General features: G+C 66.1%; 17 protein-coding genes and 1 pseudogene. 9 read left to right on the top strand and 9 right to left on the bottom strand.

The genetic code is table 11. From position 1 onward, the window contains the following. The first annotated feature begins 92 nt into the window (after positions 1-92). Entirely contained in the window at positions 93-617 is a 525-nt protein-coding gene (locus tag CA833_RS03635) for a molybdenum cofactor guanylyltransferase (protein WP_207079274.1), read from the top strand. Between the two features lie 66 nt (positions 618-683). Here the strand turns inward: CA833_RS03635 and CA833_RS03630 are convergent, their stop codons facing one another. Together CA833_RS03630 and CA833_RS03625 are read right to left on the bottom strand one after the other, a co-directional pair. Beyond that, complete coding sequence (locus CA833_RS03630) at positions 684-1409, bottom strand: response regulator transcription factor (protein ID WP_142632253.1); 726 nt, start codon at positions 1407-1409, stop codon at positions 684-686. 256 nt (positions 1410-1665) lie between these two features. Then, entirely contained in the window at positions 1666-2865 is a 1200-nt protein-coding gene (locus CA833_RS03625; protein WP_142632254.1) for an LL-diaminopimelate aminotransferase, read from the bottom strand. Positions 2866-3079: 214 nt separating this feature from the next. Between CA833_RS03625 and CA833_RS03620 the strand changes: the two genes are divergently transcribed. From CA833_RS03620 to clpS, 3 genes are all read left to right on the top strand, one after another. Next, the gene (locus tag CA833_RS03620; protein WP_207079273.1) at positions 3080-5011 is read left to right on the top strand and encodes an alpha/beta hydrolase; all 1932 of its coding nucleotides are present in this window, start codon (positions 3080-3082) and stop codon (positions 5009-5011) included. Positions 5012-5717: 706 nt separating this feature from the next. Then, the gene (locus CA833_RS03615; protein ID WP_242526252.1) at positions 5718-6848 is read left to right on the top strand and encodes a phasin family protein; all 1131 of its coding nucleotides are present in this window, start codon (positions 5718-5720) and stop codon (positions 6846-6848) included. Between the two features lie 423 nt (positions 6849-7271). After that, the gene (gene clpS, locus CA833_RS03610) at positions 7272-7646 is read left to right on the top strand and encodes an ATP-dependent Clp protease adapter ClpS (RefSeq protein WP_242526251.1); all 375 of its coding nucleotides are present in this window, start codon (positions 7272-7274) and stop codon (positions 7644-7646) included. A 90-nt stretch (positions 7647-7736) separates the two neighbouring features. On the opposite strand, the gene CA833_RS03605 is transcribed toward clpS, so the two are convergent. Beyond that, the gene (locus tag CA833_RS03605) at positions 7737-8324 is read right to left on the bottom strand and encodes a hypothetical protein (RefSeq protein WP_207079272.1); all 588 of its coding nucleotides are present in this window, start codon (positions 8322-8324) and stop codon (positions 7737-7739) included. 291 nt (positions 8325-8615) lie between these two features. Between CA833_RS03605 and lptF the strand changes: the two genes are divergently transcribed. After that, on the top strand, positions 8616-9848 hold the full coding sequence (gene lptF / locus CA833_RS03600; protein ID WP_142632258.1) for an LPS export ABC transporter permease LptF: 1233 nt from the start codon (positions 8616-8618) through the stop codon (positions 9846-9848). Between the two features lie 6 nt (positions 9849-9854). Next, positions 9855-10952, top strand: a complete 1098-nt coding sequence (lptG, locus tag CA833_RS03595) for an LPS export ABC transporter permease LptG (RefSeq protein ID WP_142632259.1) — start codon at positions 9855-9857, stop codon at positions 10950-10952. Between the two features lie 84 nt (positions 10953-11036). Here lptG and CA833_RS03590 read toward each other — a convergent pair whose 3' ends face one another. Next, positions 11037-12128 (bottom strand): fatty acid desaturase, encoded by a 1092-nt coding sequence (locus CA833_RS03590; RefSeq protein ID WP_142632260.1) that lies wholly within the window; start codon positions 12126-12128, stop codon positions 11037-11039. A gap of 149 nt (positions 12129-12277) precedes the next feature. Here CA833_RS03590 and CA833_RS03585 point away from each other — a divergent pair, with 149 nt between their 5' ends. Together CA833_RS03585 and CA833_RS26855 are read left to right on the top strand one after the other, a co-directional pair. Continuing rightward, positions 12278-13480 (top strand): GNAT family N-acetyltransferase, encoded by a 1203-nt coding sequence (locus tag CA833_RS03585; protein ID WP_142632261.1) that lies wholly within the window; start codon positions 12278-12280, stop codon positions 13478-13480. A 435-nt stretch (positions 13481-13915) separates the two neighbouring features. Next, positions 13916-14560: pseudogene (locus tag CA833_RS26855) on the top strand (aldolase/citrate lyase family protein); the annotation flags it as partial. A 602-nt stretch (positions 14561-15162) separates the two neighbouring features. Here the strand turns inward: CA833_RS26855 and lipB are convergent. Continuing rightward, positions 15163-15861 carry a lipoyl(octanoyl) transferase LipB gene (gene lipB / locus CA833_RS03580; RefSeq protein ID WP_142632264.1) on the bottom strand — a complete coding sequence of 233 codons (699 nt, stop codon included), beginning with the start codon at positions 15859-15861 and terminating at the stop codon, positions 15163-15165. A gap of 82 nt (positions 15862-15943) precedes the next feature. On the opposite strand from lipB, the gene CA833_RS03575 reads away from it, so the two are divergent. Further along, positions 15944-16756, top strand: coding sequence for a hypothetical protein (locus CA833_RS03575; protein WP_207079271.1), 813 nt, complete (start codon positions 15944-15946; stop codon positions 16754-16756). A gap of 140 nt (positions 16757-16896) precedes the next feature. Here the strand turns inward: CA833_RS03575 and CA833_RS03570 are convergent, their stop codons facing one another. The 4 genes from CA833_RS03570 to CA833_RS03555 all read right to left on the bottom strand — a co-directional run bounded on the left by CA833_RS03570 (position 16897) and on the right by CA833_RS03555 (position 20591). Continuing rightward, on the bottom strand, positions 16897-17529 hold the full coding sequence (locus CA833_RS03570; RefSeq protein ID WP_142632266.1) for a class I SAM-dependent methyltransferase: 633 nt from the start codon (positions 17527-17529) through the stop codon (positions 16897-16899). A 102-nt stretch (positions 17530-17631) separates the two neighbouring features. Then, entirely contained in the window at positions 17632-17976 is a 345-nt protein-coding gene (locus CA833_RS03565) for an ArsC/Spx/MgsR family protein (RefSeq protein WP_207079270.1), read from the bottom strand. A gap of 12 nt (positions 17977-17988) precedes the next feature. Further along, the gene (locus CA833_RS03560; RefSeq protein ID WP_142632268.1) at positions 17989-18537 is read right to left on the bottom strand and encodes a (2Fe-2S)-binding protein; all 549 of its coding nucleotides are present in this window, start codon (positions 18535-18537) and stop codon (positions 17989-17991) included. 53 nt (positions 18538-18590) lie between these two features. Then, positions 18591-20591, bottom strand: coding sequence for a TonB-dependent siderophore receptor (locus CA833_RS03555; protein ID WP_207079269.1), 2001 nt, complete (start codon positions 20589-20591; stop codon positions 18591-18593). Positions 20592-20594 lie beyond the last annotated feature (3 nt).

The following is a 20594-nucleotide window of genomic DNA, read 5'->3' as shown; positions in this document are numbered from 1 at the left end:
CCAGCGGCTGCAATCGGCACTTCCGCCTGCCCCGAAGTTCGCGCTAGATGGTCATGAGGGGGCTGTTCCCTGCCTTCACGGAGCATCTTTTCATGATTCTCGGAGCGGTTCTTGCAGGTGGCCGGTCGAGCCGGTTCGGCAGCGACAAGGCGCTGGCCGAGCTGGACGGCCACAGCCTTCTGGCCCTGGCGGTGGATGCCCTGTCGGGGTGGTGCGAGCATGTCGTGGTGACCGGGCGGGAAACCGCCCCGGCGCCGACCCTGCCGGATTGGCCGCGCGCGGACATGGGGCCTCTGGGCGGGCTTGCCGCCGCCATGCGTCATGCGCAGGACGAGGGGTATGACCATGTCCTGAGTTGCAGTGTCGATGCCGCATTCCTGCCGGACGACTTGCTCGAACGATTGGGGCCGGCGCCCGCGTGTCTGGCCGCGCAGCCGGTGATCGGCATCTGGCCCACCACCGCGACGAGAGTGCTCGAGGCCCTGCTGCATAGCGAGGACCGCCATTCGATGCGGCGCTTTGCCGATCTTGCCGGTGCACGTCTGGTCGAGGCGGGGATCGCTATCCCCAACGTCAATACACCGGATGACCTCGCGGCGCTGGCCCGCAAGGGGTGATCGTCCCGGCCCATGCGCCGGGACATGCCGGCGCATGGGGGATCCGCGGTCGGTGTGCTGCGGGTCTTACAGGTTCGCCAGGGCGGCGCTGCGCGGCGCGCTGCGCGTTTCGTTCACGCCTGCATCCGGGCGCGGCAATGTCAGGCGGTAGCCGCCGTTGGGCGAGGTTTCGATGATCCCGGCCAGCCCGACAAAGGCGAGCTTGCGGCGCAGGCGCGACATGTGGACGGCCACGCTGTTGGTTTCGGGCACAAAACCCATCCGCCAGACGTCGTATATCAGCGTTTCCTTGCTGACCGTCTCGTCCAGCGAATCCGCCAGGCGCCAGATCAGCGCGAATTCGCGTGGGTTGAGGTTCAGCGGTTCGCCGTCGCCAAAGGCCTCGCGGGCCAGCAGGTCGAGGGTGAGGCGGCCGATCCGGCGGCGGCGCGGCAGGCACTGTGCGAACTGGGCCAGGCGATTGGCCCGGGCCTCAAGTTCGTCGATGTCCGTCGTTGCCGCGAGGACATCGCCGAAGCCGACATGCAGCAGCGCGGTGCGCTCCGAAGGGTCGCTGACCCCGGATACCAGCACGGTGCGCCGCACGTCCGGCCGCAGGGTTTCCAGCACGGGCAGCCATTGCCCGGTTTCCATGCCGCAGGCGTCGATCATGCCGATGCAGTCCGGCGATGGTTGGATCTCGGGCTCCAGGATCCAGCCGCATCGACGCAGGTCAAGCTGCGTCGGGATTGCCCTGTTCGCCAGCCAGCGAAAGCGTGGCGCGTGACATTCGCTCTTGCCCAGATAGGTCATTGGCCCCCCCAATTCCGCTATGGCAGATGTAACCGATGAGCGCTTTTTGGGGGGAGAGGCGCTCCGGTAACAATACCTATTATTTTACAGTAGTACAAAATTGCAGGGCTGTTCGGGCAAAATCCGGACAATGGCAAGGCGCCTGTAACGGTGACTTGGCTTTTGCCCCCGGCTATCTGTTCCGATGCGAAGGCACCGTGTGTGTGAGGGGGGGGGCGGCACGGTTCGCCGGGCGGGCGAACCGTGCCGGGTTCCATCAGGCAGCCGGCGTGTTGACGCCCATCGAGACGAGGTAGCGCTTGATGTTGCGCGCGGCCTGGCGCAGGCGCTGCTCGTTCTCGACCATGGCGATGCGCACGAAGCCTTCGCCGTCCTCGCCGTAGCCCACGCCCGGCGCCACCGCGACTTCGGCATGGGTGAGCAATTGCTTGGAGAATTCCAGGCTGCCCATTTCCTTCAATGCCGGCGGCAGCGGCGCCCAGGCGAACATCGAGGCCTTGGGGCTGGGGATGTCCCAGCCGGCGCGGCCGAACGCCTCGACCATGACGTCGCGGCGCTTCTGGTAGAGGTTGCGGTTCTTCTCGACGATGTCCTGCGGGCCGTTGAGCGCCGCGCAGGCCGCGGCCTGGATCGGCGTGAAGGCGCCGTAGTCGAGGTAGGACTTCACGCGCTTGAGCGCCGCGATCAGCTTGGGGTTGCCCACCGCGAAGCCGACGCGCCAGCCCGCCATCGAGAAAGTCTTCGACATCGAGGTGAATTCCACCGCCACGTCCTTGGCGCCGGGCACTTCGAGGATCGAGCGCGTGGGATTGCCGTCGAAATAGAGTTCCGAATAGGCAAGGTCGGAAAGGATCCAGACCTTGTTCTCCTTCGCCCAGGCGACCAGGCGCTCGTAGAAGGCGAGGTCCACCGTCTCGGCGGTCGGGTTCGAGGGATAGTTGACGATCAGGATCGAGGGGCGCGGCACCGTGAAGGCCATCGCGCGGTTCAGCGATTCCCAGTAGCGCTCGTCCGGTGTGGTCGGCACCGAGCGGATCGTCGCCCCGGCGATGATGAAGCCGAACGTGTGGATCGGGTAGCTGGGGTTGGGCGCGAGCACCACGTCGCCCGGCGCGGTGATCGCGGTGGCGAGGCTGGCGAGGCCTTCCTTCGACCCCATCGTCATCACCACTTCGGTCTCGGGATCGAGATCGACGTTGAAGCGGCGGCCGTAGTAGTTGGCCTGGGCACGGCGGATGCCGGGAATGCCCGAGGAGGCCGAATAGCCGTGGGCGTCTTCCTTCTGGGCGACTTCGCACAGCTTCTCGATCACGTGGGCGGGCGGCGGCAGGTCGGGGTTGCCCATGCCGAGGTCGATGATGTCCCTACCGGCCTGGCGTGCCGCATGACGCATCGCGTTGACTTCGGCGATAACGTAGGGCGGCAGGCGCTTGATGCGGTAGAACTCGTCTTCCATGACCTCTGAGAATCCATAAAACACACGGCGAGAAGTGCCGTGCCGGTCCCTGTAGGGGAATAAACCCTCCGCGCAAATGGTGCTTGCGCAATCGTGTGATGGGAATTCCGGGGATCGCGCAAGTTTTGGCCGGTTGGCGGCGGGCGATGCAGTGGATAGGAATGAGGCAGAGGGGATTCGCAGCGGGTCCCGCCCAGCCGGAGTTCGACCACACATGGCGACCGACGCCACCGATCTGATGACCCGAATTTTCCAGGATCATGCCAGTCAGGTGACCGGCCTTTTCGGCGGCCTCGTTCCCAAGGAGGGCTCTCCCGAGGCGGAGAGCGCGGTCCATTGGGCCGAGATCGCCGGGCGCATGCATTCGATCTGGACCGATTTCCAGGTCGAGCAGCTCGGCAAGGCCAGGGACGGGAAGGGTCATTGGTCCGATCCGGTCAAGTGGGTGGCGAGCGCCGAGGCCGTCGTGCGCCAGTTGCCGCTCGCCGATCCCGAAGTGCAGCAGCGGCTGTGGAACGAGGCGGCGCAGCTCATCAACGGGGTGCTGGGCCAGTACGGCCTCGGCCCGGCGGCAACAGCCGCAGGCCAGGGGGCAGACCGGGGCGCAGGCCGGGGGGCAGGCCAGGACGCTGGGCAGGGTGCGGGGGAAGGTGCCGCCGCCGAGCCGGTGCTGCCGCGTGCGGATCGCCGTTTTGCCGATCCCGAATGGCGCCGCCAGCCCTTCTTCGCGGTCATCCACCAGCTCTACCTCATGCTCAGCGAGCAGCTGGTCGGCCTGGCCGAGAAGGCCGAAGGACTGGAGCCCGCGCGCAAGGCACAGCTGCTCTTCGCCACCCGCGCGATCGTCGATGCGCTGAGCCCGGCGAATTTCCCGATGACCAATCCGGTGGCGCTGGAGGCCGCGCGCCGCTCGCAGGGCGAAAGCCTGATCCGCGGTTTCGAGAACCTGCTCGACGACATGCGCAAGGGCCAGCTCACCCATGTCCGCCCCGGTGCCTTTGTGCTGGGCGAGAACATCGCGGTGACACCGGGCAAGGTCGTGTTCGAGACGCCGCTCTACCAGCTGATCCAGTACACGCCGACCACCGACAAGGTGCTCAAGACCCCGCTGCTGATCTTCCCGCCGTGGATCAACCGGTTCTACATCCTCGACCTCAACGCCAAGAAGAGCTTCGTGCGCTGGGCGGTGGAGCAGGGCGTGAGCGTGTTCATGGTCTCGTGGAAGTCCGCCGATGCGGCGATGGCGGATCTGGTCTGGGACGATTACATCGCCGCCCAGATCGAGGCGATCGACGCGGTGCGCGCGCGGCTTGGCGTGCCCTCGGTGCACACCATCGGTTACTGCGTCGCCGGGACCACGCTGGCCGCCACGCTGGCGGTGCTGGCGCGCAAGGGCGAGGCGGACAAGGTCGCCAGCGCCACCTTCTTTACCGCGCAAGTCGATTTCGAGGATGCGGGAGACTTGCGCAACTTCATCGACGACCAGCAGATCGAGGCGATCGGCAAGCTCTCGCCCGAAGGCTATCTCGACGGCCGCTATCTCGCCGCGACCTTCAACATCCTGCGCGGCAACGACCTGATCTGGAGCACGGTGGAGAAGAACTACCTGCTGGGCGAGGACTATCCGGCCTTCGACCTGCTCCACTGGAACGGCGACGTCACCAACCTGCCGGCCCGCTGGCACCGCAGCTACTTGCGCGATCTCTATCGCGACAACCGGCTGGTGGTGGCGGATTCGCTGCAGGCCGGCGGGGTGCCGATCGACCTCCACCGCATCACCACGCCCACCTATATCCAGGCCGGGCGCGAGGATCACATCGCGCCGGCGCGCAGCGTCTGGAAGCTGACGCACTATCTGGCGGGCCCCTCGACCTTTGTGCTGGCGGGGTCGGGGCACATTGCCGGCGTGGTCAATCCGCCGTCGGCGGGCAAGTACCAGTACTGGACCAACGACGCCGGTGCCGACACGCTGGAGGCTTTTGTCGAAGGGGCGCGCGAGCATCCCGGCAGCTGGTGGCCGCACTGGGCGGCGTGGTTGCAGGCGCTTGATCCCGTGCAAGTGGCGGCGCGCGGCAAGCGCCGTCCGGGCGGGCGCGGCGACAAGGTGATCGAGGACGCGCCCGGGCGCTACGTCACCCAGCGCTAAGCCGCCGCTGCGCGGTTCGCGCGCGGCGAATTGCGCGGCACCGACCCGCTCCCCGACCCGCTCCCCGGCCCGGCCTGAATCCCGGCCAACGATTCGCCCCGCGCCGGGTGCGCCGTGTCGCAGCGGGCATCGGGCATGCGGTTGGCGGCGGGGCCTGTGCACACGGTCGATGTGGCTGGTCGATGTGTGCTGGTCGATGTGGGCGGTCGCTGCGGTGCGGCGCCATCCTGCCGTGCGGCGCCATCCTGCCGTGCCGCCGGCCGGTGGCGCTCGCTCCATTTTCGTTGCAGTCGCGGTATAAGAGCGGGATTCAAGGCGTTATGAGCGGCATGACCGGTTGCCTACGGGGAGGCGGTGATGGGCGGTCAAGGCCGGTCAAGGCCGGTCTTGCGATCATCCCGTCGCCTGAATCTCGGTCGGTAACCTTGTCCCGCCTCCAGCCAGATCGCTTATGCTGCACTGCAGCATGGTGTGATTGACTTCATTGTCCGGAAGCCATATTGTGCAATGCAACAAAACAAGATTTCGAATCGCAGGAATTCCAGATTTGCAGTGAACGCGGGCCGACATGGCGCTTCGATCACGTGGATGTCGCGGCTGGCCCGTCAGGGTGAGCGGAACGATCCCCAAAGTGGTCCCAAGGCGACTGCGGCTCCGTCCAGACCCATTCGGTACGAGTTTTCGGCAAAAACGCAGGAACAGTCAGATGGCCGGGAAGGACGATGCAAAGGATGAGGCACTTGCCGAAAAGGCTTATGCAGCCGCGGCGGAACAAGTGCCTGACGTGAAGAAGGCAGAACCCGTGATGGATGCTTCCTCTACAGATTCCAAGGCCGCCACCGGGACGGCTGTACCGGCAGACAAGCCGGTCGAAGCGGCCAAGCCCGCTGCGGTCCCAGCCACTCCGGTTCCGCCTGCCGCCGCCACTCCCACGCCGGTTGTCGCGGCCGCGCCCAAGGAGGCGTCCGCCCCCAAGGCTCCCGCAAAACCGGAAGTCAGGGCAAAACCGGCGGCCAAGGCTAAACCGATCGCCAAGGGAAAACCGGCGGCGAAGGTAAAGGTCGCGGCCAAGCCGATCGTCAAGGGTCCCGCTGCCAAGGTTCCGGCGCCGAAGCTGGCGCCGAAGCCCGCACCGAAGCCTGTCGCCGCAAAGGCGATCAAGCCTGCCGCCGCACCGAAGGCAGGCACGACCAGGATCATCGCCAAGCCGGCGGTTGCCACGCCTCTCGCGGCAACGCCAACGGCCGCTGCTGCGACCAGGCCCACGGCCGCTGCTGCGGCCAGGCCGGCTCCGGCGAAGATAGCTCCGGCAAAGGCCGGGGCCACCAAGCCCGCACCGGCAAAGCCGGGCATTTCAAGTTTCGCAGGACTGATCTCCAACTTCATGCTCGAGGATACGACAATGGACATGAGCGCTAATCTCTCTGCTTTCCAGGACGCGGTTGCCGACGCCCAGACCAAGGCCAAGGCCGCATTCGAAAAGGGCACCGGCGCGCTCGGCGAACTGGGTGACTTCACCAAGGGCAACCTCGAAGCCGTCGTCGAATCGGGCAAGATCCTTGCCGAAGGGCTGCAGGGCCTGGGTTCGGAACTGGTCAGCGAAGGCCGCACCTCGTTCGCCACCATGACCGGCGACATCAAGGAACTCGCCGCCGTCAAGTCGCCGACCGACTTCTTCAAGCTCCAGGGCGACATCGCCCGCAAGAACTTCGACAGTGCTGTCGCCTACAGCTCAAAGAACAGCGAAGCCATGCTCAAGTTGATGAGCGACGTGATGGCCCCGCTTTCGGGCCGCGTCAGCATCGCGATGGAAAAGGTCCGCCACGCGGCGGTCTGATCCGGCGTCCGGCCCGGTTGCCCTCGGGGTCGACCGGGCTGTGTCCGGAGCCGGCCTTCTGCCGAATTGGCCTGCACCTGCTGCCGGCCTGTCTCAAAGAGGGCCCGTTCCGGACCGCTCTCCCCATGTCGGTCCAGCGGCCGGATGGAATTCCGTCCGGTCGCCGCCTTGGGGTGGTCTGCGCTGCTGCAGTACCCGCCCGGATCGGTTTCCGGTAATTTGATTTCCGGTAATGTCACTCCGGGGTAAGCTCAGGGAACTGTCGGTGCGTTTCAGGGCGGTCTCGGGGCGTTTCAGCGCCGGACTTTGCGACAAACCGCGATGCAGGCCTTGTTTCTCGGGTGGGCGATACGATATTCTCTCCCGATGATTTCCCCGATGTCCGATTCCTGCCTGAGCCATCCTGCGTCTTCGCGCGCCGCCATGACGCTCGCCGAAGCTGCGCATCTTGGGGGGCATATCGTTTCCGGGCCAGACGGCGAGAACGGTGACACCGACGGCAGCGAACATGTCGGCATTGCCACCAAGACCCGGGCAAAGCCGAAAAAACCAAGCCAGTTCAAGGTGCTGATGCTCAATGATGACTACACCCCGATGGAATTCGTGGTGATGGTCCTCAAGCGCTTTTTCCATATGGATCTGGAACAGGCGACGCGGGTGATGCTTCATGTCCACCAGAAGGGTGTGGGCGTCTGCGGGATCTTCCCTTACGAGATCGCCGAAACGAAGGTGAACCAGGTGATGGATTTCGCGCGGCAGAACCAGCACCCGCTGCAATGTACGCTCGAAAAGGCCTGAGCGACCGGCCGTAACGCGCCGGGGCGCCGTTTGCCTTAAATGGCAGGCAATTGCGGTCCGAGGACCGCACTTGGGTCCTTCAAGCCGTGGTCAGACCCCGCCACTACCCCCGGCAGCGCAGGCGATTTCGCCGATCACAGCGTCCAGCCCGCAAGGACCGGCGTCTGGGTCACCATGTCCCGCAGCGTCCGCCGGGTTATCCGGTGTTTCGGAGAAATGGCAGGCCAGCGCGCGGAACAGCACCGCAACCATGGCTGCGGCAGGCGACCATGCCGCCGCCTCGGCCTCAAGGGTGATTTCGTCGTCCCGGATCGTCAGGTGCGCGATTCTGTGTCCGTCCTCGGTGCTTTCGTGGGTGATGTCGGCGCCTTGGGGCATCAGGCGGGCGGCTGCGCCTGCGACGTCGCCGCGGCGGACCTGAGCCGTGACATCCAGCGCCAGAGCCGTCCAGCGCGCGGCGTCGATGTCCCGTCCTGCCTTGCCGAAGATCACCAGCGTCTCGAAGATCATGGCGTCGGCATCGTGCCTGCCTGCGGCCTCCGTGCGCCAGGCAAAACGCTCGAGGTCGCGGGCGAACTTGCGGCGTTGGGCTGCGGACATGCACGGAGCGCTTTCGTGCAGGAAGAAGCGGCGCGTATCGAAATGGGTCGGCAGCAGGTCGGTTCGAGGCGAGGGCATGGCGCGAGCAGTCTTGTCCTATCGGGGGGCTGGCGCTCTTCGCAGTCGGGGGCGGGCAGGCAATCGTGAAAAGGAGGCATGTAACGGTGAAACGGAGCGTATCCCGGGGACCGGACCAGCAGCCCGCCGGCGCTCCACCGGTCGCAATTCCGGGCCTTTTGGGCGCCCAGGAAGGCCTGCGCAGGGGCGTTCTTCGCATGGCCGTGGACAATTCGCTTTGCCCACCTGCGCCAAGCGTTTAAGGGCCTTTGAAGCACGGTATTACGACGAAGTCCCGGTGAACCCCACAGCGTGAAATTCCTAAACGCCATAGACCGCTACATCCTGCGCCTGGTGCTGATGCCGATGTTCGGCATCTTCCTGCTGGCAGCCTCGCTGCTGGTGCTCGACAAGATGTTGCGGCTTTTCGATTTTGTCGCGACGGAAGGCGGGCCGATCGGTGTCGTCTTCAAGATGCTCGCGAATCTCCTGCCGGAATATGCCAGCCTCGCGATCCCGCTGGGGCTGATGCTGGGCATCCTGCTGGCCTTCCGCAAGCTCGCGACGTCGAGCGAACTGGACGTCATGCGTGCGGTCGGCCTCAGCTACACGCGGCTGCTCAGGGTGCCTTATATCCTGACGATCCTGCTGGCGGGCCTGAACTTCGCCATCGTCGGCTATCTCCAGCCGCTTTCGCGCTACTACTACGAAGAGCTGAACTACGAACTGAAGTCGGGCGCTCTGGGCGCCTCGATCAAGGTGGGCGAGTTCACCACGCTCAAGGACCGCGTGGCCCTGCGCATCGACGAGAGCCGCGACGAGGGCCGCCGCCTGATCGGCATCTTCGCGCGCGTGGCCAACGACAAGGGCCAGGTGCTGTCGATCTCCGCGCGCGAAGGCCAGTTCCTCGCGCTCAAGGGCGCGCCTGACACGATCATCCTGCGCCTCGACAACGGGCAGATCATCCAGGACGTGCCGGGCAAGGACCCGCGCGTGCTGACCTTCACCCGCCATGACCTGCCGGTCGAGCTTCCGCAGATCGAGAAGTTCCGCAAGCGTGGCGGCCAGGACCGCGAGTACCTCCTGCCGGAACTGATGCACCTGGGCTGGAACAAGGGCGTGCCCGAGGAAGAGCGCGTCTCCAGCCAGGCCAACTTCAACTACCGCATGGTCGAGGTGATCATGATGCTGCTGCTGCCGCTGCTGGCGGTGGCGCTGGCGATCCCGCCCAAGCGTTCGACATCGGCGCTCGGCCTGTTCGTGTCGATCGTGCTGGTCGTGGCCTATCACAAGGTCAACCAATATGCCGCCGACGTTGCCGCGCTTGGCAAGATGAACCCGATTCTCGGCCTCTGGGGGCCGTTTGCCCTGTTCGCGGCATTGATCGTGTGGATGTACTGGCGGGTCGCCTACGTGCCCGGCGGGCAGCCGCTCGGCTGGCTTGAAAAGGGCTCGGAGATCGTCGTCAAGTGGCTCAAGTCGCTGCTCAAGCGGCGGCGCCATGGACCCGTATTGCCCGAAATCGCGTCCGAAGACGCGGCCTGACCTGGGATCGAGATGGAATTCTTCCCTTCACGCACATTGACCTGGTACCTCGCGCGGCTGTTTGTCGTGCGCATCTTTGCCGTGCTGCTGATGCTGGTACTGGTGCTCCAGGTGCTCGACCTGCTGGGCGAGAGCGGCGATATCCTGGCCTACAAGGGCAACGGCGAATCGCAGCTGCTGTATTACGTGACGCTGCGTATCCCGCAGCTGATCGCGCGGTTCCTGCCCTATTCGGTGCTGCTGGCCACGATCATCACCCTGGCTACGCTCAACCAGAACAGCGAGGTCATCTCGATGAAGGCGGCGGGGCTGTCGGCCCACCAGGTGCTGGCGCCGCTGTTGCTGTCGGCCTTGCTGATTTCCGTCGGCAGCCTGGCGTTCAACGAGCGGATCGTCACCCGCTCGACCGCGATGCTCAGTGCCTGGCAGGGCGCCAAGTACGGGCCGATTCCCAAGAACACCAGCGCCCGCGCCAACCTCTACCTTGCCGATGGCCGGGACCTGATGATGGCCTCCAGCATCGACGGCGACGGCAATGCCATGGTGCTGCACGGCGTGACGTTCTACAACCGTGACGACAACGGCATCATCACCCGCACGCTGCGCGCCGACAAGGCGACGTTTGCCAATCCCGGCTGGCGCTTCGAAAACCCCACCAGCTTCGATGTCGCCAAGACGACGACGAGCCGGGTCGCCACGGTGACTGTGGCCCCGGGGATCACCCCTGCCAAGATCATGCTCTCCAAGGTCGACGCGGATTCGCAGGACATCTTTGAACTCACCCGCTCGATCGAGGCGATGAAGGTTGCCGGACGCCGTACCAGCGAACTCGATGCGGCCTGGTGGCACAAGCTTTCGGGGCCGTTTTCATCGGTGCTGATGCCGCTCTTGGGCGCCGTCACGGCCTTCGGTCTGGCCCGCTCCGGCCAGTTGCTGATCCGCGCGGTGATCGGCATGGCGCTGGGCTTTGCCTACTTCGTGCTCGACAACGCGGCTCTGGCTATGGGCAACTTCGGCGGTTACCCGCCGCTTATCGCGGCCTGGGCGCCGTTCGTGCTGTTTGCCTTCATCGGCGAGACGGTGCTGATCCGCACCGAAGAGTAGGACAGCGGGGAAGAGGGCGACGTGCTCCTCTCCGGACAAAAAAAGGCCTCGCATTTCGCGAGGCCTTTTTTTGTAATCCGCTGATCAATGCGCCCGCATCGTGCTCCGCGCGAGTCGTTCCAGCAGCGGCATCAGCCCGGGGTAGTTCGCTTTGGCATAAGTCGTGCCCGCGCCGAACTGGCGGGCAAGACGGCGATGCGCCTCGGCCAGCGAATGGTAGGGCATCGAGGGCAGCAGGTGGTGCAGCGCGTGATAGCGCAGGCCGACCGGCGCCCAGAGTTCGGAGAACTTCGCCGGCGGCGGCACGTTCACCGAATCGAGGTACTGCGCGGTGACGGTCATCGCCTCGCCATCATTCTCCCACAAGTGCGCGACCAGAGTGCGGACCTGGTTGAGGAAGGCGGTGAGCGACATGACGCAGAGCGCGATCACCAGCGGGCGCCAGCCATAGGCATAGCTCGCGGCGAGCACGGCGATGGCCCAGACCGAGCAGCCCAGTTCCTGCCAGAACACCATCTGCGCGAACTTGCCTTCGGGGGCGCGGCGATCGAAGCGCGGGTTGATGGCGAGCGCCGAGGCACGGCCCCAGACCAGCTTGCGCAAGGGGGGGATCACCACGCCGAGCGGCGTCAGCACCGCCGAGCGGATCAGGAGCGCGGGCGGCAGCAGGATCGCGGTGAGCGCGAAGACCGGCAGGCTCCACGGCTTCATCAGTGCCAGCGGCAGGTATTCCGGGTCCTCGATGGTGCCGTAGCGGGTGCGGGTGTGGTGGATCGTGTGCACGCCCTCGTACATGAACGAGGGGATCAGCATCGGGATGCCGACGATCAGGTTCCACACGAAGCGGAAGCCGGGCAGGGCGTCGCGGTGGATGTGGGTCAGTTCGTGGATGAACAGCAGCGCGCGGTAGAGCGCCAGCGAAGCCAGCAGGCCCAGCGCGAGCGCTGCCCAGGGATTGCTCACCAGGATCGCGCCGGCCAGCGCGCCGTAGCCCACCAGGGCGGATGCCAGCATGTCCGGCCAGTAGATTTCGGGGCGCGCGGCGGCGATGTCGCGCGTCAGCTCGACGGCGGCGCGCAGCATCTCCTTGTCGTCCGGGATCTGCGACGAGCGCAGGCGCTCTGGCGCCTCGGTGGGCGCGTTGGGAGACAGGTCGATGGCTTCCTGGGCAGTCATACGTTCAAAATCCAAAGTCATCGGGCAAAAAGCCGGCCCGTTACGGACTTTTGCGGCTGGCGGCGCCTTGCTCATGCTTGACAAGGTGCGGGCACCGGCCGCAGGTCGCGATCCTGATAGTCCCCATAATGCGGAACAAAGGCAGGATCGTGGCCAAAGCCGAACTAGTCATCACACCCGTTTCCAGCAAGGCCGACCGCGCTGCCTTTGTCGATTACGCTTATCGGCACAATGCGTCAGATCAAAATGGGGCGTCAGATCAAAATGGGCCGTCAGATCCAAACTGGGTCCCCAATCTGCGCTCGGAGGAAATTTCCAAGTTCACCCCCGGCAAGAACCCGTTCTGGGATCATGCGCGCGGTCAGCTGTTCCTGGCCAGGCGCGGCGGCGAGGTGGTCGGGCGCATTTCGGCGCATATCGATGAACTGGCGCTGAAACAGCCGGCGGAGCAGGGCATGGGCCCGGGCACCGGCAACTGGGGCGCGATCGAGGCCGAGGACGAGGAGGTGGCCAAGGCGCTCATCGCCCGGGCCGAGGACTGGCTGCGCGCCGAGGGCATGACCCGCGTGCTGGCGCCGATGAACCTCTCGGTCTGGGAAGAGCCGGGCCTGCAGGTCTTCGGGCATGACCATCCGCCGATGGTGATGATGGCGCACCACGATCCAGCCTATCAGCCGTGGATCGAGGGCGCCGGCTACGACCGGGTGAAGACGCTCTACACCTACGATCTCGACGTGACGAAGCCGTTCCCGCCGCTGGTCCAGCGCATCGTTTCCTCGGGCGAGAAGAATGCCAAGATCCGCATCCGCGAAGTCGATCCCAAGCGGTTCGACGAGGAAGCGGCGCTGATCTGCGACATCCTCAACGATGCCTGGTCGGACAACTGGGGCTTCGTGCCCTTCACCGAGAAGGAAATCGCCTATACCGGCAAGGCGCTCAAGCCGCTGGTCCATCCCGAACTGATTCGCGTCGCCGAATACGAGGGCGAGCCGGTGGCGTTCATGATGACCTGGCCCGATCTCAACCAGGCGCAGAAGCGCTTCAACGGCCCCAAGGGCAAGCCGGGTATCTTTGGCCTGATCAAGCTGCTGCTGTGGCTGCGCAAGCCCAACCCGGCCGACATGCGCGTGCCGCTGATGGGCGTGCGCAAGAAGCTGCAATCCTCGCGCCTTGCCAGCCAGCTGGCTTTCATGATGATCGAATACATCCGCCGTTCGGCCACCGCCAAGTTCGGTGCGCGCCGTGCGGAGATCGGCTGGGTGCTCGATGACAACCAGGGCATGGTCGCCATTGCCGGGGCCATCGACAGCAAGGTGAACCGCGAATACGCGATTTACGAAAAGGCGCTGTGATGGCCGCATGAACGGCTGCCTTTTCAGGCATGCCACAAGAAAGGGCCTGCTGCGCGCGCAGCGGGCCCTTTTCTTTTGCCAGGGCGCGTGACGCCGCTTTCGGGGCGCATATCCATTTTCTTAATCGCGGCCTCCTAGGTCGTAAACTCATAAACGGCACCATCGAGGTTTGAGGCAAAATGGCTCAGCGGCAGGAGGGAAGGCGCTGGAATATATCGATATTTCAAGACTTCCCGACGCAGCGCTGGGCCATTTTGGGCAAATCCCGCAGGGACGCCTAAATGGCTTCCATCTCGAACCGAAGCGGCCTTGGACGGGCAACCAGCCCGTCCGGCGGCAACTTCGGCCCGAGCTGTTCGCCATTTGGGCGCCTCGATGGTGCCGTTTATGAGTTTACGACCTAGGGTTTGGCGATAGGGAAATAGGGGCGCGCAGATGAAGTACAGGTCCTGGCTGATCGTTCCGGGAAACAGCGAGAAGCGTCTGGCGCTGTCGCATGGCGTGGGGGCGGACGTGGTCGTGGTCGACCTTGCGGATACGGTTCCGGGCGAAGGGCGCGAGATCGGGCATCGCTCGGCGGCGCAGTGGCTCATGGCGGGCCGCCATGGCGCGGCAGGCGCACGTCATCAGGCGCGCTGGGTGCGAATCAACAGTTTCGAATCGGGGCTCTGGCGAGAGGATCTTGCTGCGGTGATGCCTGCGGCGCCGGAAGGCATCATCCTGCCGGCTGCAGCCGGGCCCGAGGCGGTGCGCGAGCTGGCCAGCGAAATCTACGGTCATGAGGAGCGCAACGGCATCGCGGCCAGCGCCACCCGTATCATGCCGGTGCTTGGTGCCAGCGCGCGGGCGGTGTTGCATGTGGGGCGTTATCTCGATTCCGCGCACCAGCGGCTGGACGGGCTGGCCTGGAGCGCCAGTGCGCTCGGCGTGGCACTGGGGGGCGCCCAGCGCCGCGACCGACAGGGTGGCTGGGGCGGTGTCGCGGCCCATGTCCGTGCGCAAGTGCTGCTGACTGCCCATGCCGGAGCGATGCGCGCGCTCGAGGCCCCGTTCGAGGACTTCGAGGACGAGGCCGGGTTGGAGCGTGCCGCGCTGCAGGCCCGCGCTGACGGTTTTTCAGGCATGTTTGCGGTGCATCCGGCGCAAGTCGCCGTCATCAACCGGACATTCGCGTCGCGGCCGCAGGATCTCGGTGCTGCGCGCGAGATCGTTGCGGCCTTTGCCGCCAATCCGCATCTCGGACGATGGCGGTGGGCGGCCGGATGGTCGACCGCGCGCACCTTGCGCTTGCGCGTCACACGCTGGCGCAGGCGGATCTTGTCGTCGATGTCGGCGAGGAACTGCGCCGGGCGGCTATTCTCCGCCCGGCTTGACCGGAGCGGTGCTGTCCACCGCAGCCGTTGCCGCTTCGACATCGGCGGCGGCGGCGGCGGCCGCATCGGCGGTGCTGTCGCCGGTCGAGGCGCTGGCATCGCTTGTCGGCCGACGTGCCGACGAACCGCCTGCCTCCGGCGCCATGTGCGGACTTTGCGAACGCACCGTGTCGTACGCGGGCATGTCGTCGGTGACCGAGCGCTGCTGCAATTGCGCACCGGCAGCGGCCTTGTCGCTGGCCGCTTCCTGCTTGTTGCAGCCGGCCAGCGCGAGCGCTGCCAGAATGGCCGCGGAACGGAACATCAGGCTCATGCGGGCGTCTCCGGAGCGGGGGCGGCGGGCGGGCAGGGGCGGTCGAGCGCGGAGAGGAAGGCGTCGGCATGGGACAGCAATGCGGCGTCCCAGCGGTTGAAGTCGATGTCGTGGCCAAGCCGCTTCATGCTGGTGACGCCGAACTCGTCGATGCCGCAAGGCACGATGCCGGTGAAATGGGCAAGGTCGGGGTGAATGTTCACCGCGAAGCCGTGCATCGTCACCCACTTGCGGATGCGCACGCCGATGGCGCCGATCTTGGCCTCGCGCCCGTCGACGTCGCGGGTCCAGATGCCGATGCGGCCTTCGCTGCGGAAGCTCTCGACGCCGAAGTCCTTGAGTGTCTCGATCACCCAGCCTTCGAGGCCGTGGACAAAGCCGCGCGCATCGCGGGCGCGCTTGCGCAGGTCCAGCAGCACATAGGCAACGCGCTGTCCGGGGCCGTGGTAGGTGTAGCGGCCGCCGCGCCCGGCCTCGACCACTTCGAAGCGCGGGTCGAGCAGTTCGGTGCGGTCGGCGCTGGTGCCGGCGGTGTAGACGGGGGGATGTTCGAGCAGCCAGATCAGTTCACGCGCCTCGCCTGCCGCGATCGCGGCATTGCGGGCTGTCATTTCCTCGAGGGCGGCGCGATAGGGCACTTGTTCGGTGCTGACGCGCAGTTCGATATCACCGGCCAAAGTCGTGGGGAAAGTCATGTTCCGTTGCGTGGCGTCATTCCCTGCGGTTATCAAGCCACTTTGAGATGACCGCCCTATCCTGGCGGCGGCAGGAGCAGCAATGACGTTCGACAGCAACCGGGCCTGGAACGAGGCGAGCCGCGCGGTTTCCGCCAACAAGGAAGTGGTTCTGGCCATCGCGGGGGTCTTTTTCCTGTTGCCGCAGCTGATCTTCTCGATCTTCTTTCCGGCGCCGGAAATGGCGAGCGGCGGGACCGAGCAGCAGGTGCTGGATGCGGCGAGCGCGTATTACGCCTCGATTCTCCCGGTGATGATTCCCGTCGCCCTCTGCCAGGCGCTGGGCACGCTGGCGCTGCTCGGCGTGCTCGATACCGATCGCCGTCCGACCGTGGGCGAGGCGATCGGCAATGGCCTCAAGGCGCTGTTGCCTTACCTGCTGGCGCAGCTGGTGATGGGCTTTGCATTGATGAGCATCGGCCTCGCCGTGGCGACGGTCTTTGCGGCGGCGGGCGGCAAGGTGGGCGTGATCATCGGCCTTGCCATCGGTTTTGTGCTGGTGGTGCCGATCGGCGTGCGGCTGTCGCTGGTGGCGCCGGTGATCGCGGTGGACAAGCTGCGCAATCCGATCGCCGCCCTGATCGTTTCATGGCGGCTGACCAAGGGCAACACGGCGCGGATCTTCGGCTTCTATGCGCTCCTGTTCGTGGCGATGATGGTGCTGATGCTGGTTTCGGGCCTCGTCACGCTGCCGATCGGCCTGCTGGCGCCCAAGGACATCGCCGTGCCGCTCGGCGCGGGCGTCCAGTCGCTCGTCGCGGCGCTGATGGCGGCCTATTTCGTGGCGGTGATCGGCCAGATCCACCGCCAGCTTTCCGGGGGATCGCCAGAGGCGCTGACCAGCCCGTTCGAGTGACGGGCCGCGCCTCCGAGGCATCAGGTGCTTCCACCTGATTGGGAAGCGCTCTTGCCTTCACCTGCATGCAAAAAGGCCGGCGTTCGGGAACGCCGGCCTTTTTTGTCTTGCCGATGGCGGGACTTTTCAGTCCCAGGTTTTCAGTCCTCGTCCTTCCAGCCCCACCACATGAAGCAGGGGGGGACGTTGATCGGTTCGATCTTGTCGTCGATGCGCTTGAAGTGGCGGGCCATGAAGCTCTTGGCCTTGGGCGTGAACTGGTAGACCAGGAATGCGCCGCCCTTGCGGATCACGCGGTAGGTGGCCGCGGCGATGGCCGGGCCGACACCTTCGGGCAGGGTCGAGAAGGGCAGGCCCGAAAGCACGTAATCGGCCTTCTCATGGCCGTGCGCGCGCACGATCTCCTCGACGTCGGCCGCCGAGCCGAGCACCGGGATGAAGCGGCTGTCGGTGATCGTGCGGCGCAGGTAGTCGATGAAAAGCGGGTTCGTGTCGATCACGATCAGCTGGGCATCGCGGCTCATGCGGTCCAGCACCGGACGGCAGAACGTGCCGACGCCGGGGCCATACTCGACAAAGAGCTTGGTGTTCGCCCAATCGACGGGCGCCAGCATGCGATTGATCACGAAGCGCGACGAGGGGACGATCGAGCCGACCATCACCGGGTTGCGCAGAAATCCTTCGATGAACACGCCCCACGGTCCGAGGCTGTGCTTGATCTTTCGCTTGATTCGCTGGGGGAGCGCCTCTCGGGCAAGCTCGGTACTGGTCATGCTGGCGAAAACTCTCGCGTTGTTGTCGTCCTGCGGAGGGCGAAGGCGTGGCAGATCGGGGTGGACATTGCAAGCAAGCCGGGTGGCTATGTTGCAGGGCGATTACAAAATCTCGTGGACCTTTTCCATGGGGCGGCAGAGGCGCACGCCCTTGTCGGTCTCGACCAGAGGGCGTTCGATCAGGATCGGCTCTGCGGCCATCGCGGCAAGCACCGCGGCATCGTCGGCATCGGGAATGCCGCGCTCCTGGGCGTCGGTGCCGCGCAGGCGCAGGCCCTGCTGCGGGGTGAGGCCCGCGTCCTTGTAGAGCTGCGCCAGCTTTTCGGCGCTCGGCGGGGTCTTGAGGTATTCGATCACCGTCACGTCCACGCCGGGGGTCTCTTCCAGCACGGCGAGCGTCTTGCGCGAGGTGCCGCACTTGGGGTTGTGCCAGATCGTGGCTTTCATGGAAGCTGTCCTTCAGTGTTCGGATGAAGTCGGGTTCAGCGCCGGGACCGCGCGGGCGGCGTCCTCGGGCGCGATGCCGGGGGCAGGCGCGGCGCTGATGGTTTCCTCGCGCCGCATGACGCGGCCCGCGCGCTGCACGGCGGCGAGCAGGCGCGGGTGGACGCCGCAGCGGCAGAGATTGGGAATGGCGGCGCCGATCTCGGCCTCGCTCGGGTTGGCATTGCGTGCCAGCAGCGCGGCAGCGGCGATGACCACGCCCGGCGTGCAGAAGCCGCACTGGATCGCCTGTTCGGCCACCATGGCCTGCTGCACCGGATGCGAACGGTCCTGCGAGAGTCCCTCGATGGTGGTGACGAAGCGCCCCTCGCACTCGCCCAGGGTGACGAGGCAGGAGCGCAGCGCGGCGCCGTCGACCATGACCGTGCAGGCCCCGCAATCGCCGGTGCCGCAGCCGTACTTGGTGCCGGTGAGATTGGCGCCGTCACGCAAGCCCCAGAGCAGCGGTGTCTGCGGATCCATGCGGATCTCGACCGGGTGGTCGTTGAGGGTCAGGCGCGCCATCGGCATTCCTTAACCATCGCGGCGGCGCGTTTCCAGTGCGGGATCCATCGATATCAGAGCATTACTTTCATGCCTGCCCAGATCGTGCGCGGCACGCCGAGGTCCATCGATCCGTCCTGGTTGCGGGTGACGATGGTCTGGTCGGTGAGGTTCTCGGCCCGCAGCACCAGCGAGACCGGGCCGGCCACCGGCACCTGCAGATAGGCATCGAACGTCGTGGCGGCGGGAAGCACGTATCGCTGCTGATCGTCCTCGAACTGGGCGCCGGTGCGGCGGACCGTGGCGGCGAAGCGCCAGCCTTCGCGCGGCATCCATGCCAGCGTCGCGGTGGCGGAAAGCCTGGGCACTTGCGCCGGGCGCATGCCGTCCAGCGCCAGTCCTTCGGCCTTCACCCTGGAATCGGTCCAGGCCAGCGAACCGTCGAGACTGACCGGGCCGAGATCGAGCGCGGCGCTCGCCTCGATGCCACGCGCGCGGATCGCATCGACGTTCTGACGCTGCTGGGTATTGGTGGCGACAGTGACGTTGGCGATGGCGTTCTTCAGCCGGTTGTCGAAAGCGGTGAGCGAGAGCGTCAGCGGTGTGATCGGCGTGACATCGATTCCGGCTTCATACCCGCGCAGGCGTTCGGGTTTGAGGTTCGGATTGGCGTTGGTCGTCACCGGAAAGACCACGTAGGGCCGGTATAGCTCGTTCAGCGTCGGCAGCCGCATGCCGGTATAGGCGGCGGCGCGCAGGCTGACCGCCTCGCCGGCCTTCCACACGATCCCGCCGCGCGCATTGCCCTCCCAGCCCGAGCGATCGGCATAAGTGCTGTCCTGCGTCACCGCGCCGCTGGTGGGCGAGACCGAGCGGTAGAAGCCATTGCGGATCGTCCAGCGATCGGCGCGGCCCCCGGCGGTGAGCACCAGGTTGCCGATGGTCCAGTCGTCCTGAAGGTAGAAGCCGAGGTCGGACTGGTCGCCGCCCGCGCGGCGCACGGCGGTCGCAAGGCCGGTCGCTGCCGAATAGGGCATTTCGAGGAGGTGCCCGGAGGCCAGCTTCACATCGGTGCCGAGGCGCAGCACGTGGTTGCCGCCCACGGGCGGGCGCAGTTCGGCCTTGCCGCCGATCGCCGTGGTCGGCGTGCGGTGCTGGTCGAGCGTCTTCTTGTAGCTGGTCGAACTGATGACCACGTTCGAGAAGTCCTGCGCCTGCACATAGCCCAGCACGTCGAACTGCCACTGGCCCCGGCCGACCACACGCAGCGAGGCCTGCTGGCCCTCGGACGTCGAATCCGCGCCCTTGAAGCGCAAGCTGCGCGAATCGTCGTAGGCCAGCACGGCGGCCTGCATCTCGACGTCGCCCGAGATCGGGGCCACGGCGCGCAGGCTTCCCGAAAGTGTCTCGTAGGCGGCGCGGGCAGAGGCAGCGACGCGCTGGTCCTTCGGCGTCGTCCAGAAGCCGTCGCCGCGGTCCCACTGCACGCTGGCGACCAGGAAGCCGCTGCCCAGCTTCGGCGCCGCGGTGAGCGAGGCCTGCGTCTCGCCCCGGTCGTTCACCAGCGCCTCGCCTTGCAGCAGGCCGATCTGGTCGGGGCCGGCGCTGCTCATCTCGATGGTGCCCGCCACCGCGCCCGATCCGAATGCACCCGATCCGCCGCCGCGCGTCACCCGCACCGAGCCGATGCGTTCGGGGGGAATGGCGCTGTAGGGGATGTAGCCGAAGAACGGGTTGGCGACCGGCACGCCGTCGAGCAGCACCAGAGTGCGGCTGGCCGCATTGCCGCCCAGCGCGCGCAAGTTCGCGCCTTGCGCCGATGGGTTGGCCGAGCGGCTGTCCGAACGGCGGAACTGCGAGAAACCGGCGACGGAAGACAGCACGTCCTCGATCCGGCCCGAGGCGCTGGAGGTGATCGTGTCGCGGCCGATGATCTCGACATCGTAGGCGGGCGTTGCCGGACCGTCGTCGAGGCCGTGGCCGGTGACGATGATGGGACTCGCCGGCTCGTCGGCCAGCGCGGGCGCGGTGAGGGAGACACTCGCCAGCAGGGCAATCTTCAGAGGCTTGCGCATGGA

The organism is Novosphingobium sp. KA1, assembly GCF_017309955.1.
Lineage (GTDB): Bacteria > Pseudomonadota > Alphaproteobacteria > Sphingomonadales > Sphingomonadaceae > Novosphingobium.
The sequence above is the reverse complement of the archived record's forward strand: the minus strand, read 5'-3'. Positions and strand labels throughout refer to the sequence as shown.

Coding starts and splice junctions, on each gene's coding strand:
- CA833_RS03635 (WP_207079274.1), top strand. CDS start 93: ATGATTCTCGGAGCGGTTCTTGCAGGTGGCCGGTCGAGCCGGTTCGGC.
- CA833_RS03630 (WP_142632253.1), bottom strand. CDS start 1,409: ATGACCTATCTGGGCAAGAGCGAATGTCACGCGCCACGCTTTCGCTGG.
- CA833_RS03625 (WP_142632254.1), bottom strand. CDS start 2,865: ATGGAAGACGAGTTCTACCGCATCAAGCGCCTGCCGCCCTACGTTATC.
- CA833_RS03620 (WP_207079273.1), top strand. CDS start 3,080: ATGGCGACCGACGCCACCGATCTGATGACCCGAATTTTCCAGGATCAT.
- CA833_RS03615 (WP_242526252.1), top strand. CDS start 5,718: ATGGCCGGGAAGGACGATGCAAAGGATGAGGCACTTGCCGAAAAGGCT.
- clpS (WP_242526251.1), top strand. CDS start 7,272: ATGACGCTCGCCGAAGCTGCGCATCTTGGGGGGCATATCGTTTCCGGG.
- CA833_RS03605 (WP_207079272.1), bottom strand. CDS start 8,324: ATGCCCTCGCCTCGAACCGACCTGCTGCCGACCCATTTCGATACGCGC.
- CA833_RS03590 (WP_142632260.1), bottom strand. CDS start 12,128: ATGACTGCCCAGGAAGCCATCGACCTGTCTCCCAACGCGCCCACCGAG.
- lipB (WP_142632264.1), bottom strand. CDS start 15,861: ATGACTTTCCCCACGACTTTGGCCGGTGATATCGAACTGCGCGTCAGC.
- CA833_RS03575 (WP_207079271.1), top strand. CDS start 15,944: ATGACGTTCGACAGCAACCGGGCCTGGAACGAGGCGAGCCGCGCGGTT.
- CA833_RS03570 (WP_142632266.1), bottom strand. CDS start 17,529: ATGACCAGTACCGAGCTTGCCCGAGAGGCGCTCCCCCAGCGAATCAAG.
- CA833_RS03565 (WP_207079270.1), bottom strand. CDS start 17,976: ATGAAAGCCACGATCTGGCACAACCCCAAGTGCGGCACCTCGCGCAAG.
- CA833_RS03560 (WP_142632268.1), bottom strand. CDS start 18,537: ATGGCGCGCCTGACCCTCAACGACCACCCGGTCGAGATCCGCATGGAT.
- CA833_RS03555 (WP_207079269.1), bottom strand. CDS start 20,591: ATGCGCAAGCCTCTGAAGATTGCCCTGCTGGCGAGTGTCTCCCTCACC.